At 61.2% G+C, this 15,757-nt stretch carries 18 protein-coding genes; 7 read left to right on the top strand and 11 right to left on the bottom strand.

Annotated elements, in window-relative coordinates; translation table 11 throughout:
* Positions 1 to 21: 21 nt before the first annotated feature.
* The 4 genes from CUJ86_RS02830 to CUJ86_RS02845 are packed head-to-tail and all read left to right on the top strand — an operon-like array spanning position 22 to position 2,613.
* The gene (locus CUJ86_RS02830; protein ID WP_130646034.1) at positions 22 to 519 is read left to right on the top strand and encodes a hypothetical protein; all 498 of its coding nucleotides are present in this window, start codon (positions 22 to 24) and stop codon (positions 517 to 519) included.
* 50 nt (positions 520 to 569) lie between these two features.
* Positions 570 to 1,079 carry a hypothetical protein gene (locus CUJ86_RS02835; protein ID WP_130646035.1) on the top strand — a complete coding sequence of 170 codons (510 nt, stop codon included), beginning with the start codon at positions 570 to 572 and terminating at the stop codon, positions 1,077 to 1,079.
* A gap of 30 nt (positions 1,080 to 1,109) precedes the next feature.
* Positions 1,110 to 1,661, top strand: a complete 552-nt coding sequence (locus CUJ86_RS02840; protein WP_130646036.1) for a nucleoside-triphosphatase — start codon at positions 1,110 to 1,112, stop codon at positions 1,659 to 1,661.
* Between the two features lie 7 nt (positions 1,662 to 1,668).
* Entirely contained in the window at positions 1,669 to 2,613 is a 945-nt protein-coding gene (locus CUJ86_RS02845) for an ROK family protein (RefSeq protein ID WP_130646037.1), read from the top strand.
* Between the two features lie 18 nt (positions 2,614 to 2,631).
* On the opposite strand, the gene CUJ86_RS02850 is transcribed toward CUJ86_RS02845, so the two are convergent.
* The 6 genes from CUJ86_RS02850 to CUJ86_RS02875 are packed head-to-tail and all read right to left on the bottom strand — an operon-like array spanning position 2,632 to position 5,630.
* A complete protein-coding gene (locus CUJ86_RS02850; protein ID WP_130646038.1) occupies positions 2,632 to 2,838 on the bottom strand; it encodes a helix-turn-helix transcriptional regulator in 207 nt (68 codons plus the stop codon).
* 6 nt (positions 2,839 to 2,844) lie between these two features.
* Positions 2,845 to 3,537 carry an ABC transporter permease subunit gene (locus CUJ86_RS02855; RefSeq protein WP_130646039.1) on the bottom strand — a complete coding sequence of 231 codons (693 nt, stop codon included), beginning with the start codon at positions 3,535 to 3,537 and terminating at the stop codon, positions 2,845 to 2,847.
* Positions 3,534 to 4,460 carry an ABC transporter ATP-binding protein gene (locus tag CUJ86_RS02860; protein WP_207231373.1) on the bottom strand — a complete coding sequence of 309 codons (927 nt, stop codon included), beginning with the start codon at positions 4,458 to 4,460 and terminating at the stop codon, positions 3,534 to 3,536. The genes CUJ86_RS02855 and CUJ86_RS02860 overlap by 4 nt, the downstream gene beginning before the upstream one ends.
* Before the next feature lie 5 nt (positions 4,461 to 4,465).
* Entirely contained in the window at positions 4,466 to 4,864 is a 399-nt protein-coding gene (locus CUJ86_RS02865; protein ID WP_130646040.1) for a hypothetical protein, read from the bottom strand.
* Positions 4,861 to 5,247, bottom strand: a complete 387-nt coding sequence (locus tag CUJ86_RS02870; RefSeq protein ID WP_130646041.1) for a hypothetical protein — start codon at positions 5,245 to 5,247, stop codon at positions 4,861 to 4,863. Before CUJ86_RS02870 ends, CUJ86_RS02865 begins: the two co-directional genes overlap by 4 nt.
* Positions 5,244 to 5,630 (bottom strand): hypothetical protein, encoded by a 387-nt coding sequence (locus tag CUJ86_RS02875; protein ID WP_130646042.1) that lies wholly within the window; start codon positions 5,628 to 5,630, stop codon positions 5,244 to 5,246. The genes CUJ86_RS02870 and CUJ86_RS02875 overlap by 4 nt, the downstream gene beginning before the upstream one ends.
* A 203-nt stretch (positions 5,631 to 5,833) precedes the next feature.
* On the opposite strand from CUJ86_RS02875, the gene CUJ86_RS02880 reads away from it, so the two are divergent.
* Positions 5,834 to 6,139, top strand: a complete 306-nt coding sequence (locus CUJ86_RS02880) for a hypothetical protein (protein WP_130646043.1) — start codon at positions 5,834 to 5,836, stop codon at positions 6,137 to 6,139.
* Between the two features lie 11 nt (positions 6,140 to 6,150).
* On the opposite strand, the gene CUJ86_RS02885 is transcribed toward CUJ86_RS02880, so the two are convergent.
* The 4 genes from CUJ86_RS02885 to CUJ86_RS02900 all read right to left on the bottom strand — a co-directional run bounded on the left by CUJ86_RS02885 (position 6,151) and on the right by CUJ86_RS02900 (position 13,568).
* On the bottom strand, positions 6,151 to 8,988 hold the full coding sequence (locus CUJ86_RS02885; protein ID WP_130646044.1) for a PAS domain S-box protein: 2,838 nt from the start codon (positions 8,986 to 8,988) through the stop codon (positions 6,151 to 6,153).
* Between the two features lie 188 nt (positions 8,989 to 9,176).
* Positions 9,177 to 12,506 (bottom strand): PAS domain S-box protein, encoded by a 3,330-nt coding sequence (locus CUJ86_RS02890; protein ID WP_130646045.1) that lies wholly within the window; start codon positions 12,504 to 12,506, stop codon positions 9,177 to 9,179.
* Between the two features lie 157 nt (positions 12,507 to 12,663).
* Positions 12,664 to 13,251: a DUF2115 domain-containing protein gene (locus CUJ86_RS02895; protein ID WP_130646046.1), complete on the bottom strand. Its 588-nt coding sequence runs from the start codon at positions 13,249 to 13,251 to the stop codon at positions 12,664 to 12,666.
* A gap of 47 nt (positions 13,252 to 13,298) precedes the next feature.
* Complete coding sequence (locus CUJ86_RS02900) at positions 13,299 to 13,568, bottom strand: hypothetical protein (protein WP_130646047.1); 270 nt, start codon at positions 13,566 to 13,568, stop codon at positions 13,299 to 13,301.
* A 119-nt stretch (positions 13,569 to 13,687) separates the two neighbouring features.
* Here CUJ86_RS02900 and CUJ86_RS02905 point away from each other — a divergent pair, with 119 nt between their 5' ends.
* Together CUJ86_RS02905 and CUJ86_RS02910 are read left to right on the top strand one after the other, a co-directional pair.
* The gene (locus CUJ86_RS02905; protein WP_130646048.1) at positions 13,688 to 14,215 is read left to right on the top strand and encodes a cache domain-containing protein; all 528 of its coding nucleotides are present in this window, start codon (positions 13,688 to 13,690) and stop codon (positions 14,213 to 14,215) included.
* Between the two features lie 49 nt (positions 14,216 to 14,264).
* Entirely contained in the window at positions 14,265 to 14,531 is a 267-nt protein-coding gene (locus tag CUJ86_RS02910) for a hypothetical protein (protein WP_130646049.1), read from the top strand.
* Between the two features lie 28 nt (positions 14,532 to 14,559).
* Here CUJ86_RS02910 and CUJ86_RS02915 read toward each other — a convergent pair whose 3' ends face one another.
* Positions 14,560 to 15,753 carry a deoxyguanosinetriphosphate triphosphohydrolase family protein gene (locus tag CUJ86_RS02915; protein ID WP_130646050.1) on the bottom strand — a complete coding sequence of 398 codons (1,194 nt, stop codon included), beginning with the start codon at positions 15,751 to 15,753 and terminating at the stop codon, positions 14,560 to 14,562.
* Between the last annotated feature and the right edge of the window lie 4 nt (positions 15,754 to 15,757).

The raw sequence follows: 15,757 nt of genomic DNA on the forward strand, positions 1-15,757 counted from the left end.
GGCGCTCTGGAGGTGAGAGAGATGGTCGGTATCGAGGAGATCCCCGCCGAACTGCGCTGGACGCTGGCGACGCGGCTGGCAACGGCGATGCCCTTCGCCTTCGATAAGGCGATGCGGGAGCGCATCGGCGAGGACTTTGGGGGGATGGTTGCTGATATCTGGCTTGAGGCTGGAAAAAAGCAGATCGGACTTGCAAAGGGGTTCAATATGCCCCTGAAAAATGCGGCGGATGTAGCGAATGCCTACAGCACGATCTCGACGCTTCTTCTCGGCCCTGAACTGCAGGGAGAGGTGAGGGTTGCACGGAATCGCGACTGCGCCGAGATCGCCGTGACCTCGTGCCCCATGTGCACGCGGGCGCAGGAGATGGGTGTGGACCCCCGTTCCAATTGCGGCCCCTGCAGGGCATATGCGGCGGGTGCGGTCGGGGCCCTGAACCCGGCGTATGCCGTCTCGCATCGGAGCGGGATGTGTGTCGGGGATGAGAGGTGCGAGATCCGGATAGAACCGGGACAGTAACCGGTTCAATCACCGCATCCATTTTCTTTTCCCGGATATGAGGTCTATGCATGGCGCATGATCTGATCGAGGATATCCCGTTGATGGCGCGGTGGCGCTCTGCCGCCCGTGCCGCCGCCCTGCTGCCTTCCCTCTACTCCCGCGCCCTCCGAGAGGAGGGACCGCTCGAGGAACGCGAGCAGATGGTCTGGTATGCCTTCGGCAAGGAGGTGGGGGATATCGCGCGCACCTTCGGTCTGCCTGTGGGCGATGCGGAGGAGGTCTGCGAAACGTTCAGGGCGTGCACACTCGTCCTGTTCGGGCCGGATTTCAGGATCACGGTCCTTTCCGCCTCTGAAGACTCGGCCACGATCGTCATGAAGGGCTGCCCGTTCTGCGGGATGATCCGGGGGAGCGGGGGAGACGAGGCCGTCGGCTTCTCATGGTGTCTCCCCTATGCCCTATCGGCGGTAGAGGCGTTGAACAGCGAGTTTACCCTGCGGTTCGTCAGGTCGCGCTGTATGGGGGACGGGCAGTGCGAGATGACGGTCCAGAGAAGAGAGGACGGGGGCGGGACATAGGTTTCCCGTCTCCGGAAGGGGGGTGAGGATATGATGAAGAAGAATCTGTTGATCACCGGGGCGCCGGCGAGCGGGAAGACGACGCTTCTCCGCCGGGCGGTGAAGAGTTTTCCCGGGGCTGTCGGTTTTTTCACTGAGGAGATGAGAGAGGGGGGAGAACGAATGGGTTTTCAGATCGCCGGCCTTGACGGGCGCCGGGCGCTCTTTGCCCACCGGGGAATACGGGGGCATGGCAGGGTCGGGTCCTATGGTGTCAACATCCCGGTGTTTGAGGGTTTCCTTGCGGCGACACCATTTGATTCCCCGGAGGCCCGCCTGGTCGTCATCGATGAGATAGGGCGAATGGAGTGCCTTTCGGCCGATTTTCGCCGTCTGGTGCTCGAACTCCTCGACGGACCGGTGCCGGTGGTGGCGACGGCGGCGCTTCACGGCGACGAGTTCATCGAGGGGATCAAGGCGCGCCCGGATCTGTCGGTGTTTGTAGTGACGCGGGAGAACCGGGACGACCTGCTCAATGAGGTGCGGGCCGAGATCGCCGTCCTGCTCGGGGAGCGGAAGCCTGAAGAGCCGCCGTACCCATAATAGCGGCATGGATGCGGGTCTGTCAGGGGATGCGGTGGTGGCGGCGGACGTCGGCGCCACGCATATCAGGGCGGCGGTGGTGGAACGGGACGGCACTGTCCGCCGGCACCTGGTCAGAACGACACCCCGGAGCGGTCCGTCCGGCGATGCTGTCACCGATGCGGTGTTCGGGATGATCGCCGCCCTTTTGGACGGTGGTGGCGTGCAGGGGATCGGTATCGCCGCCGCCGGTCCGCTCGATCCGGGGAGAGGTGCGATCGTGGGGTCGCCGAATATGGCGTTTGACGAGGTCTGCCTCACCGGACCCCTGCGGGAGCGTTTCGGCCTCCCGGTCACGCTCCTGAACGACTGCCGGGCCGGCGTCCTGGGGGAGCACTGGCAGGGTGCCGGGCAGGGGATCGGGGATCTGGTGTATGTCACCCTCTCCACCGGGATCGGCGGGGGTGCGATCGTGAACGGTTGCCTCCTGAGCGGCAGGGATGGGAATGCCGGGGAGATCGGGCACCTGTTTGTGGAGGGCGACCTCGCCCTCCCCTGCGGCTGCGGGCACCGGGGCCACTGGGAGGGGTATGCCTCAGGGAGCGGCATGCCGCGGTTTTGTACAGCCTGGTGTGAACGAAAGGGCGTCATACCGGCGTTTGATGCCTCGTCGAGCCGCGGCATCCTGGAGGCGGCGGAGGCGGGCGACCCTGTTGCCGCTCTGTTCATGGAGGCCCTGGGGGAGGTGAATGCCCGGGGGATCTCCGACCTGATCGTCGCCTATGCGCCGGAGGTGATCGTCCTGGACGGTCCGCTGGCGCAGGCCCACGGACGCCTGCTCATCGGGCATATGCTCCCGCATATCGACCGCTATCTCCCGCTCCCGGAGATCCGGGTCAGCACCCTCGGGGGTCGGGCGCCCCTTCTCGGGGCGGCATGGTCGGTCTTCAGCGCCTCTTCTCCAGCCCCCTGAGGGGGTGGTCGGCGCTCGTCATCCGGCATCCTCCTCCTCGAAGATGAAGAGGTCCTCGATCCCGGCGCCGAGGGCCCTTGAAACCCGCCAGGCAAGTTTCAGCGAGGGGTTGTACTTCCCCTTCTCGAGAAACACGATCGTCTCGCGGCGGACGCCCACTGCTATGGCGAGTTCCCCCTGCGTGAGTCCCTGCAATGCCCGATACTCCCGGATTCTTGTTTTCATGCCAATCTAGGGGATGGTGGTGACGATCCGCTCGCGGTCCAGGTAACGCGTCGCCCATCCGACCAGGAGGAGGAGCAGGGCGGAAGCGGCAATGACCACTCCCTCGGTCTCCCAGGTCACCGCCAGACCGCTCTCCGTGAGGCCGGCGATGAGCGAGAAGGAGAAGATCACGCAGAAGATCACCGCCATGTTGATGATCTGGTTCTCCCTCATGCCGAGCAGGAGCTGCACGAACCCCAGCAGCCCCACGGCGACCGCCGTCAGGGCGGGCACGGCGACCAGGGCGTGGAGGACGACCGGCCCGGAGGGGAGCACGGGGGCGCCGGCGAGTGCCGAGGCCCCGCCGCTCATGATTCCCGCAGCGGCGAGAGTGAACAGCCATGCCGGCAGGGCGATGCCGGCGACCTTCCCGGCCCAGATCTCCCTGAGCGAGAGGGGTGTGCAGAGCAGGGTCTCGATCGTCCCCTCCTTCTTTTCCCGCAGGAACACCTCTGCGGAGAAGATGTAGCCCATGAAAACACCGATGACGGTGAGGATCATGATCATCATGGCCTCGAAGCGACTGTCCCCTGTTTCGAGGACGGCCGGGGCCGCCGTGGCCGAGAAGACGATGGTGATCATTACGGCCGAGAGGATCAGCTGGCGGGAATGGAGGACCAGCGCCGCCTCTTTCTGCATGACGGTGAGGACGTTCTTCATGCGGACCCCTCCGCCTGCCGCACCACCGAGAGATAGATCTCCTCAAGGGAGCGGCGTTCCTGGACGACCTCCTCAATGGCGCATCCCTTTTCGACGAGTGTCCGCACAATGGCCGGGACACCGGTGCCCTCGAGATGGACCGTGACCTCCTCGCCGTCCCGGTCGGCGGGACCGATGCCCGGCATGGCGGTGAGCGTCCGCAGCGCCTCCTCTGCGGAGGGGGGGTCGGTGAGCACGATCCTGACCCTGCCGCCGCCGTCCTCCCTGAGGCGTTCGATCCGGTCGAAGGCCCGCAGCCTCCCGTCGTGGAGGATGCCCACGCTGGAGCAGACCCGTTGCACCTCGTCGAGGTTGTGAGAGTTGATGAAGACGGTCATCTCCTCCTCCCGCGAGAGTTCCAGGATCAGGTCCCTGACCATCCGTTGCGCCTCGGGGTCGAGGCCGGAGGTGGGTTCGTCCAGGAAGAGCACCTCCGGGGTGTGGAGGATCGAGCGGCCGATCCCGAGTTTCCGGCGCATGCCGGTGGAGTAGGTTCCCACCAGACTGTTCTGGCGATCAGAGAGTCCGATGAACTCCAGGATCTCCTCGATACGCCTCTCTCGTTCCTGGACGCCGTAGAGGCGGGCGTGGTAGTCCAGGTTGTCCCGGGCCGTGAGGCGGTCGGAGAGCCCGTCGTTCTCCAGGAGCACCCCCACCTTCCGGCGCAGTCCGTCCGACCGGGCCAGGTCTTCGCCGAAGACGGTGGCCGTACCCCCGTCCGGGCGGAGGAGGCCGAGCAGGCAGCGCATTGTCGTCGTCTTGCCGGCGCCGTTCGGGCCGAGGAAGCCGAAGACCTCGCCCTTTTTGACCGAGAAGGTGACCGCCCTGAGCACCTCTCTCCCTTTGAACCCCTTCTGCAGGTGTTCGATGCTGATTATGTCCATGATGGTCATGTCCTGTGTTCGAGTATTCGTATCGCTGTTTTTTCCAGAATTACCATGATGAATACGCCTGCACATGCCGCAAGCACCGGTGAGGCGAGGTTATGGAGTTTCGGGTCCCCGGCCGTCGTCAGCCAGAGGGAGAGGATGCCTCCTCCCACGAGGGTTCCGGCGATGACGGCGGCGCACCATATGATGCGGGTTGACCGCTTCGGCAGGCGGTTCTGGTCTTCTGACCATGTCCTGAGGACTGCCGGGAGGAGGATCAGCACGCCCCCGGCGAGCACCGGCACCAGGGATGCCGGATCCGTCTCCCCGACCGCCCCCGACCATGCCAGGGTGAGTCCGGTCAGGGCGAGGAGGAGACCGGCGGTGCTGACGGCGATGCCTGTTCTGGTGGAGATCACCACTCGTCCCCCCGCAGGGAGAGATATCCCTGAAATGCGATGGCGCTTGCCACCATCAGGACGATGGCGATATAGAGGTTGAGTGGTGCATCGAGCGGGATGAAGGGGCCGATCGAGGCGAGGAGGAGCATGCCCGCAAACGTGACATACCAGGAGTACCTGAACCCTGCGCTCGTGATCCCATCGGTGCGCTCGTCCTGTTCAGGTCCGTCGCCGGAGCGGTGTCTCCAGAGGAACCCTCCGACCAGGAACCCGATGCCCGTGCCGGTGATCATCAGCATCGAGGGCCATGACTTCTCTGAAATCGGCCAGGACACGAGAATCAAGAGCCCGCTCGCCAGGATCAGCGCCCCGGCGAGGATGAGGAGGTCGGGCCTTCTCATTCCACATCTCCCCGCCTGAAGAACCACCACTGAAACAGCCGCGCCGAGATCGCCATCAACAGGATCGAAGATAGGATGACGTCGGATGAGGAGAGGGCGATGACGCCGAGGTTCTGGACCCAGAAGAGGACGAAGAGATAGAGGAGCGTCACAAACCAGGAGTATGTGATCCCGTAGGCGCCGATCCGCCGGGTCCGCTCGTCCTGTTCCGGACCTTCGTCCTTCCGCATCGCCCGCGTGCCCGCGAAGACGAGCACCACCGCGCCAGTGGTGACGAACATGCCGGTGGTGGCATCAGAGCCCGTGCCGCTGAGGTGCTGGATCACCCCTATGGTGATGAAAAGGAGGCCGAAGGCGATCCACAGGTGGTAGCGTCGGTTCATGCCCCCTCCGTGCAGTGTGCAAACGCCGCTCCGGTGATCCCCATGAAGAGGATGTAACGTGTCTTCATATCGCCTCATGTGTGAAATAGATCACATTTTGTTATGGATATCTAACATCTGGTATTTGTGGGTTGTGATGGATCTACACGCTCTGGTGCCGGGAATCGGCAGGTTCATTCTCAACGGCGTCGAAATGTAAAAATGTGGCAGTGATACAGCGCTTTGGAATTGTGTCGGTCGCCCGGATCAATGCGGCGATCAGCCTCGTGATTGGACTCGTCCTGAGCGTGCTCTGGATCCTCTTCACCGGCGTCACCGGTGTCGCCCGGGGGATTGACGGTGGCGCCATCGGCAGTGCGGCGATGCACGGGGCAGGCGGCCTCGTGGTGATCATTTTTGTCACCATCGTCTATGCGGTCGTCGGCTTCATCGCCGGCGCCCTTGTGGCACTGCTCTACAATGTGGCTGCCGGATGGTTCGGCGGGATCGAGATGGACCTCGCCGATTGAAACCTTTTCAATTAATTTTTATCGAATTCTGTGTTATTTTGCTCTTTGTAAAGGCCATAGTGGCGTTTGAGCACTTCCCTGACCTTGTCAGACTCCACCCAGCCCTGATCCAGGAGGGTGACGATGCGGTCGATCTCCCGGGCGAGTGAGATGATCTGCTCCATGTTGGGGCTATCCTCGAGAGCGGCAAGCCCGATGATGCCCTGGAGGGGGTTTCGGATCTGGTCGTTGAGGACTGCAAACTGCTCCATATTCCTTTCAATCCTCCTGAACGCCTCAACCGCCCTCTCTTCCATCTGGATGCGTTCCCTGATGTCCCGCATGATCGAGAGGATCACCTGTCTGTTATTGAGGCTGAACATGTGGGCCCTGACATCCACCGGCACCCTCTCCCCCCCACTGGTGCGGAGCACCGCCTCGAACTGGCACCGCCCGCAGGCGGCGAGTCTCTCCATGATGGCCGCAATGTCGGTCCGCTCGCTGTCGACGATATCATAGAGGAAGGATGAGAGGAGTTCTGCCCTGGTGTAGCCGAGCATTGTGCAGAGACTCTCGTTCACCTCGGTGAACTCTCCCGGTCTCAACCCCTCCTCGACCACGTTCAGGGAAATGCCGTCGGTGGCGTTGTTGAAGATCGCCCTGAACTTCTCCTCGCTCTCGATCAGGGCCTCCCTGGCCCTCTTCTCCTCGGTAACGTCCATCAGCGTCCCGACACACGCGGGGGCCCCCCTGAAGGTGATCGGAGACCCGATCGCCTCCAGAAAGCGCACTTCGCCGTCCGGTTTCCTGCAGCGGATCCCGGTCTGGAAGGGTCGGTCGGGGGTGGCGACGAACTCCTCCCAGCGTTCCCGGTCGGCGGGATCGATGAGTTCTGCTATGGAGAGGTCCAGGAGTTTGTCTTCGTGCTCATACCCCAGGATATGCGCCAGGGCCGGGTTGGCGTAGCCGATCCTCCCGTTCTGGACAACGTAGACTCCGATGAGGGAGTGTTCGACCGGGTTGTGATACATCTCCTCATCCATCTCACGCTGGATGGCGAGGCCGATGATCCGTCCTGCCGCCTGCAGGGCCTCGATCTCGGCGTTTGACCAGTGCCGCTCGTCATGGCAGTCATCGAAGCCGATGAAGCCGAACCATCTCCGTCCCACATGGATCGGGGCGACCACGAGTGCCTGTATCCCCTGCGGCTCGAGATATGCGCGTTCCAGGGCAGGGAATGTGCGGACGGCCCCTGAGATCATCCCTCCCTTCGAGAGCGCTTCTGCCCAGCGCGTGGCGGTCGGGTCGTAGGGAAGGTTCTGGAGATCGGGATTGTCGATCTCCTCCGAAACACCATCCTCTGTCCATTCCCAGCGCTGACTCATCAGGATCTCGCCGGTCCGGGGGTCGGTGCTGTTCTCGAAGATGTAGGTCCTGCTCGCCTCCGCCGCCTCGCCGAGATCGCTGAGCACCAAACCGATTTCCTCCTTCCAGGAGGAGGAGCCGAGGAGCTGCCCGGCGGCGAAGTTGACCGCTTCAAGGATGCGATCCCGGCGTTTCAGTGCATGTTTCGCCTCTTCTGCCGCCGATACGTCGCGGGTCAGACCGAAAAAGGCCTCTTCGCCCTCCCACATCCCAACAGAAACCCGGCTTTCCACCTCGATGACGCGCCCGTCCCTTGCGATGATCGGGACGGCGCAGATGGTCTTTGTCCCGGCAAGCATTTCGCCGAAGTTCTGCTCCGCCTCAGCACGGCGTTCGGGCACATGGAGGTTGAGGAGCGGCATTCCCTTGAGTTCTTCGGCGGTGTAGCCGAGGGTTGCCTGGACCGAACGGTTCGTCGCCAGCACATGGCCGTCACGGCTGATCACGAAGATGAGATCGACCATGCCGTCAAAAAGGGTCTGCAGGTTCTGCTGTTGTTTTTTCAGTTCCTCTTCGATCTTCATCCGCCGGATCGCCCCGCCGATCTCCCGTCCGATGCTCTCGAGTGTGCGCCGCTCATCGGCACGGAAGAGGTGGCGCCGCCTGTTGATCACATTGATGGCACCGAAGATCTGGTCATGCTCGAAGATCGGAACGCTGGCGAGCGAGGCGAACCCGAACTGTGCTGCCCGTTCGGGCGAGATCGCCGGATAGTTCTCGGTATAGATCGCCTGACCCTCGCCGAATATGCGGTCATAGGGGGGCGAGTTCACGTCCACCTCCCTGACTTCGGACAGAAACGCCAGCGGCACCCCGGACTCGCAGACCACCTCCGCCCTGCCGGCCTCTCCCAGAAGATAGATCCCTCCGGCGTCGAAGGAGAGCAGGTGCAGTGTTTCTTCAAGCACGCCCTGGAGGAGGGTCTGCAGCCCGTCTGCCCTTCCCGCAACCGTGATGATCCGGTTGAGCACTTCCAGGCGGCGCCGTGTCAATGCGTCCGTGAGGATCTCGTCGTCGTCCGGGATACGCTCCCTGAGGGTGAAGAGGTAAAGGTCTCCCCCGGGGGGAGAGAGCGGGGCCAGCGAAACGTCGTATCCGATCAACGATCCCCCGATGCCCCTCAGGGTGCATGAGATCTCCCCGGTTCCCGCATTCAGTGATTCCATGTCATGGACCAGAGCTGAAAAGGAGCAGTCCGATCGGGTTTCAAGGTGAAAAATCCCCTCGATCGAATGCCCGACCAGCTCCGTCACGATGATGCCGGTGATCTCCGCCATTCCGTGATTTGCCAGCAGGATCGTCCCGTTCTGATCTGCAATTGCAGCAGGGAGAGATATAGCGGAGAGGAGCGGTCTGATGATCCGCCCCTCCGGTCCACCGATGTCACTCTGATCGGTGTCCCATGCCGGCATCTCGCTTTCCGGGTTCTGTTCTTCCGGTCTCATCTCTGCTCCAGTGCATCCCTCGGATCGAAGGCACTCGATTCAATAGTCGCACATTCTGATATATAATGGCTGCCCAGAGAAAAAATTTCCAAATTTATTAATTTTTGATTATTCTGTTAAATCTAGTTGATTTTTGAGATTTTATGGCCTTTTTGTCTGTTTGGGGAGTATTGCCGGCATCGGCGGGCTCATCGCATGGTCACGCCCGTGTCATCCTGATCGGTACGGTAGGCCCCGAAGGGCACGGTGATCTCGAAACAGGCGCCCTTCCCCTGGATCCCCACCTCACGTATGGTGAGGCCGGTGATCGAGAGGATCTCGCGGGCGAGGAAGAGGCCGTAGCCGGTGTTCTTCCCGACGCCGCGGTAGAAGATCTTGCCCTTGTCCCTCTCCTCGATCCCGTGACCGTCATCCTCGCAGAGGATCACCAGGTGGTCACCCTCCAGCCTCGGCGAGAAGCGGATCCTGCTCACCCCGTCGCCGTGGCGGATGGCGTTGTCGATCAGGTTGATGAACACCTTTTCGAGGAGGGGATCGGCATAGATTTCCATGCCGTTGAGGTCGTTCTCGATCACCGCCTCGTTTCTGGGGAACATCCTCGCCGCATTGGCGACGAGGTGTCGGGCATTCTGCCATGCCGGCGTGTGGACGCCGATATCCTGATAGTCCTTGGTAAAGGAGATCTGGTGCCTGATCACGTTGGCGGACTCCTCTGCCTTCTCGATGAGGGTGATCACCTCGGAGTCGAGCCCGAAGTCCCTGACAAACTCCAGGTAGCCAAGGAGGCTGGTGAGGCGGTTGAGCACGTCATGGCGTGTGATGCTCGAGAGGAGGTTGAGTTTCTCGTTTGCCCGTTTCAGCGCCTCCTCCACGCGTTTTCTGTCGGTGATGTCGCGTTTGTTCTCCCTGCGGCCCAGATATTTGCCGTCAGGTCCGAAAACAGGCTGACAATAGTGGCTGATCCACTTGATGTCGCCGGTTTTGGTGATGATCCGGTAATCGATATGGCAGACCCCTTCCTGCTCGTGGATGCCACCATGGTAGTGGGTCTCCACCAGGTCGCGGTCCTCCGGGTGGACGATGCGGATCATCAGCATCGGGTCCTCCATGAACTCCGCCGCAGCAAACCCGGTGATCCGTTCGCAGGACGGCGAGACATAGAAGTACTTGCCGTCGGGCTTGAACCATGCCTCCCAGTCGTAGGTGAAGTCTGCAAGGGTACGGTATTTCACCTCGTTTTCCCGGAGGGCCTGTTCCATCCGTTTTCTCTCGCTGATGTCCGAGATCACTCCAAGAATGCCGGCAACCGTTCCATCTGCGGTCATGAGGGCGGTCTTTGAGAAGAGGACGTCGAGGCGTTTCCTGTTCCGGTCGGTGATCGCATATTCGTAGCGCTGGACATGAGGGCGAGCGATGATCAGGTGGTCCTTCTTCTTGTAGAACTCGGCGTACTCCCGCGGGAAGAAGTCATGGATCGTTTTGCCGACGATTTTGTTCTTTGAAAGTCCGACGAGTTCCTCGAAGGCGCGGTTGCAGTCGTGATAGACGCCATTGGTGTCGCGGTAGAAGACGGGCGCCGGTATGGCGTCCATCAGTGCATGGACATAGTTGACCTTCTCCTTGAGGTCGATCTCCATCTTTTTGCGCTCGCTGATGTCGACGATCACCCCGACGATGCCTGCCACCGATCCGTCTGCACGCAACAGGGCGGTCTTTGAGAAGAGGACGTCGATCTTCTGTCCGTCACGGTCGGTAATGGCGAACTCATAGCGCTGGACATGGGGGTGATCGATGATCAACCCGTCCTTTTCCTTGTAGATGTCGGCGTACTCCCGCGGGAAGAAGTCGTGGATCACCTTGCCGGTGATCTCCTCCCTGGAGAGTCCGACGAGTTCCTCGAAGGCGCGGTTGCAGTCATGGTAGATGCCATGGGTGTCGCGGTAGAAGACGGGTGCCGGTATGGCGTCCATCAGTGCCTGGACATAGTTGACCTTCTCCTTGAGGTCGATCTCCATCTTTTTGCGCTCGCTGATGTCCATGATCACCCCGACGATGCCTGCCACCGATCCGTCTGCGGTCATGAGGGCGGTCTTTGAGAAGAGGACGTCGATCTTCTGTCCGTCACGGTCGGTAATGGCGAACTCATAGCGCTGGACATGGGGACGCTCGATGATCAACCCGTCCTTTTCCTTGTAGATGTCGGCGTACTCCCGCGGGAAGAAGTCGTGGATCTCCTTGCCGATGATCTCGTTCTTGGCAAGACCGACGAGTTCCTCGAAGGCGCGGTTGCAGTCATGGTAGATGCCATGGGTATCGCGGTAGAAGACGGGCGCCGGTATGGCGTCCATCAGTGCCTGGACATAGTTGACCTTCTCCTTGAGGTCGATCTCCATTGTCTTGCGCTCGGTGATGTCCAGGATGGTGCCGATGATCACCTTCTCGCCCTCGATGGTGGTCACCGAACCATGGACCTCGGCGGTGATCATGTTGCCGTCGCTCCTGACCCCTCTGAACTCGTAGGTGTCTCCGCTCCCCTCGCTCCGCTCCCTCATCTTTTCCGCCACGAAGGGGCGGTCCACGGGGTGGACGATATGGAGCAGGGGCATGTTGTCTGACATCTCCTCGGCGGTATAGCCGAACATCTCTGCAAACCGGGGGTTCACATAGGTGAGTCGCCCGCTCCTGAGGATGTAAATTCCGACCGGGGACTGCTCAGAGAGCACCTTGAACTTGTTCTCGGAATCTCGCAGCGCCTCTTCGGCCAATTTCCTGTCGGTGGTGTCACGTCCGACCGACTGGTACTCGATCAGGGTGCTGTTCCCGTCAAAGATCGCCCGGTCCACCCACTGCTGCCAGCGCATCACCCCATCGTCGAGCACCACCCGGTGCTCGATGGTGCCGACCGGGTTCTCCGGGGTGAGACTGTCGAAATGGGCCCTGATTCGTGCCTTCTCGTCCTGAGGCACGTCAGGGAAAAAGTATTTGCCGACGATCTCATCGGGATCTTTCCGGTAATATCTGCAGAAGGCCTCATTGGCGAAGACCTGTGTGCCATCCGGGAGAAAACGGCTGATCAGTTCGGTCTGACTCTCGACGACGGCGCGATAGCGCGCCTCGCTGATCTTCAGCGCCGCCTCGGCGCGGGTGTTCTGGACCGCCTGCCTGATCATGTTCTTCAGTTCTGCGAACTGACTCTTCGGGTCCCCGCCTTTCTGGAGGTAGAAGTTCGCTCCGTTGTTGAGGGCCTCGATGACGACGTCCTCCCGACCCCGCCCGGTGAAGATGATGAAGGGTGCGTTGTTCCCGCCTGCCCTGATCACCTTGAGAAACTCGATCCCGTCCATCTCTGGCATCTCGTAATCGGAGATGATCGCATCGAATGACTGCCCGGAGAGGACGTCGAGGGCCTCGTGTGCACTCAGGCATGTTGTGACCGCAAACTCGTGCCCTTTCCTGAGATAGAGGCTGGTGACATCAAGGATCATGGGGTCGTCGTCGATGAGCAGAACTGAGATCATGGTTGGTCCTCGGTGTACTAAGTACGGACTGTTGTAGATAAAAAGAGATATGTTTTATTTTTCCGTCTATTCATTCAGAATGGTGTATTTGAGCGTTTAATGTGCTTTTTAATGGTAAATGGGTATGCGGGTGTGATTTTTCCCGCCGGGGTCCGCCTCACACCCCCTCCATCTGGTGTGCCGGGCAGACATTGCAGATGGAGAAGGGCACGTCCTGCTCTTTGTCCCTGATCGGGCAAAAATATTCGTCTCCTCTCTGTTCAACGACAAATCCTCCGGGAAATGGGGTTCCGACCGGGTGACCGGGGCCGTTCTCGACGAACATCAGGTAGCCGGTGACGAGGTAATAGAAGAGGGAGTGCAGGGGATCGGAAAAGCCGAAGTCGGTGCCGCTCTTCCCGCTTTCTCTCAGGCATCCCTCCTCGATCAGGGCGGCGAACTCCTTGAAGCGGTCGGGATCGGCGATCGGGTCGTCCATGCTCCGGAAGGACCCCGAGCGGTGGGCGTGCATCAGACGGTGATAGGCGCCGAAGATCTGGGCCTCGAAGTAGGGTCTGACCTGACTCCGGTAGGGTTCAGGGAGGGGGTCCACCTCCCTCTTGATCCCCCCCCCGATCCGCTGGAGGTCGTGCAGGGTGTAGCGTCCCGCCTCCTCCCCGAGCACGCTGCCGAGTTCTCCCCTGGTGGTGCAGGCGCCGATCCGTCGGGCGGTGCGTCGGATCCGCTCCACCCCTCTCTCTGACATCTCTTGAGAGTATGGTTCTGCCACCCCATCAGGCTATGGGAACCCCTTCACCACCTGAAGCGTTCCTGTTTCTGTTTTTTCTCCTCAAACGGGATCAGGATATAGCTGTGGACCACGCCGGCATCGTCCAGTTCCATCTCCAGGTAGAGCTCCTCGCCCCGGTGCTCCATCGCCACGGCGGCGGGATCGGCACCGATCTGCACAAATCCGAGGCCGGTCAGGTCCCGTTCAAGGTTTTCCATCGAACGGTTGCGTGCGTCGTCAAGGATCGCCTCCACCGTCTTCATCATGCCGCTCTGGTATTTCTGGTCGGTCATTCACATCCCCCGGCTTCCGGTATAGCGTGGGGAGTAATTAACCCCTCCCTCCCTGATGTGCCGCGGCATATGGGGGCCAAATATAAATTCTTTTTACCTCCCTGGTTGCATTGTGGAATATGAAGCAGATATGGACTGTATGTGCGGTTTCAATCCTGATCGCCGGTATGCTCCTCATCGCGGGATGCACCACGCAGGAATCCCCCTCACCGGCACCGGCGCCCACGGTGACACCGGCCCACACCGAGGAGGAGATGGTTGCGTTTGTGCATGAAGCCGTCGCATATGCGCAGGAAAATGGTAAAGACAGGGCTCTTGCGGTCTTTTCGGATCGCAATGGCTCGTTCTTCCGTGACGGCCTCTACATCTATGCCTACGACTTCAACGGCACCACACTTGCCCATCCGGTCAATCCGGAGAAGATCGGGGTGAACAGGCTGGACGAGACCGATGTGAAGGGGAACTTCTACATCCGGGAACTGCGTGATGTCGCCAGAAACGGCAGCGGGTTTGTATATTTCTATTATGTCGACCCGATGGCGGAGAACACGGTGCAGCCGAAACTCGGCTACGTGGAGCGGGTGGACGAGACCTGGTGGCTTGGTTCGGGGATCTACGGGGTGACCGCTCCTGAAGCGGCGTCCTGATCTGATTCCGGAAATCTAATCCCCTCTCAGCGCATGGGTAGGTTCATTCATGCATGACAACCCCCTCAAAAAAGGGCTTGCCTTCCTCGGCCTCTCCACCAGCCTACTGCTCGGGTCGGCGGCAACCGGCAGCCTCCTCTTCACCGCCGCCGCCCCGGTGCTGGCGGTGATGAACATCCTGGTGTTCCTGATGACCGCCGGTATCATCCTGATCTGGCTCAGGCTGGGCGGTCTGCCGGACGGTGTCGTCTGGCTGGAGATTGGAGGTTTTGCAGTCCTGGAGATCGCCATCTGCGCCCTGTGCGTGATCGGGTGATCCCGGACCTCCCGCTCTCTGCTTTTTCTTATCGATAGGCGTTTTTCACCCGTTTCGGGATGGTAATCTCCCGGAAGGCGTCCTCGAAGTAGCGATCCGTCATGCCGGCGACGAAGTCCCGCACCTTCCCTGCCTCCCCTTCCTTCTGCAGGTAGTCCGGGGAGATCCAGGGCGCCTCGATGAAGTCCCGGAAGATCGGCGAGGCGGTGTTCTCCCTCTCCAGGTCCGTGAGGAAGTGTTCGAAGAGGGTGGCGAACATCGTCTGGATCTTTCCCATCTGCGAGGTCAGCACCGGGCTCTCGTAGATGTGCGTCCTGCTGAACTCCCGCAATTGCCGGATGCCGTCCGAGACCTCCCCTGAGAAGGATATCCGTTCCACTCCCATGCTCTCGTTGATGATGTCCCTGATGGCGGTATCGACGACGGTGCGGTTGATCTCATCGGGGTGTTCGATCCCGAAACTCTCCCGGCAGATTGCCATCAGGTCGTCGCCGTCGCCGTCGATCAGCCCCACCTCGATGGCGTCCTCCAGGTCGCGCCCAAGGTAGGCGATGGTGTCGGCGAACCTGACGACGCACCCCTCCATCGTGGAGGACGGTATCTCCTCCGCCTCGCCTGAAGAGAGGCGGCGGAATTTTTCCTCGAAGCCCTCCGGGGTCACCTCGCCCGCGGGTGCAAGAGAGCGGTGGTGGACCTCGCCGTTGTGGCAGAGGATGCCGTCGAGCACCTGGAGGGTGAGGTTGCAGTCCTCGATCACGTCCAGGAACCTGACGCTCTGGACGTTGTGGAAGAAGCGGCCGATTGTATGGCGATTGCAGAGGCCGTCCAGGCACTCCTCCCCCCTGTGCCCGAAGGGGACGTGCCCGATATCGTGGCCCAGGGCGATCGCCTCGATCAGGTCTTCGTTGAGTCCGAGCGCCCGCCCGATGGTCCGCCCGATCTTGGAGACGAGCTGGACGTGGATGACGCGGTGGGTGATGTGCTCGTTGTCGATCAGGAAGAAGACCTGCGTCTTGTCGATATAGCGGGTGAAGCCCTTCGAGTGGAGTATGCGGTCGGCGTCCCGGTAGAAGGGGGGGCGGATGAGGGGGTCCTCTGGCCGTCGGGGATCGGGTCGCCGGCGCCGGGCGTCGGCGTTGCGGGTGGCGAGGGGGGAATAGGTCTCCTCGATGGCGGTCTGCCGTGCGGCGATGCGGGCGCAGATCTCGGGTGTGATCTCCATCTGG

The sequence above is a fragment of the Methanofollis fontis genome (assembly GCF_004297185.1).
GTDB classification, from domain to species: Archaea; Halobacteriota; Methanomicrobia; order Methanomicrobiales; family Methanofollaceae; genus Methanofollis; species Methanofollis fontis.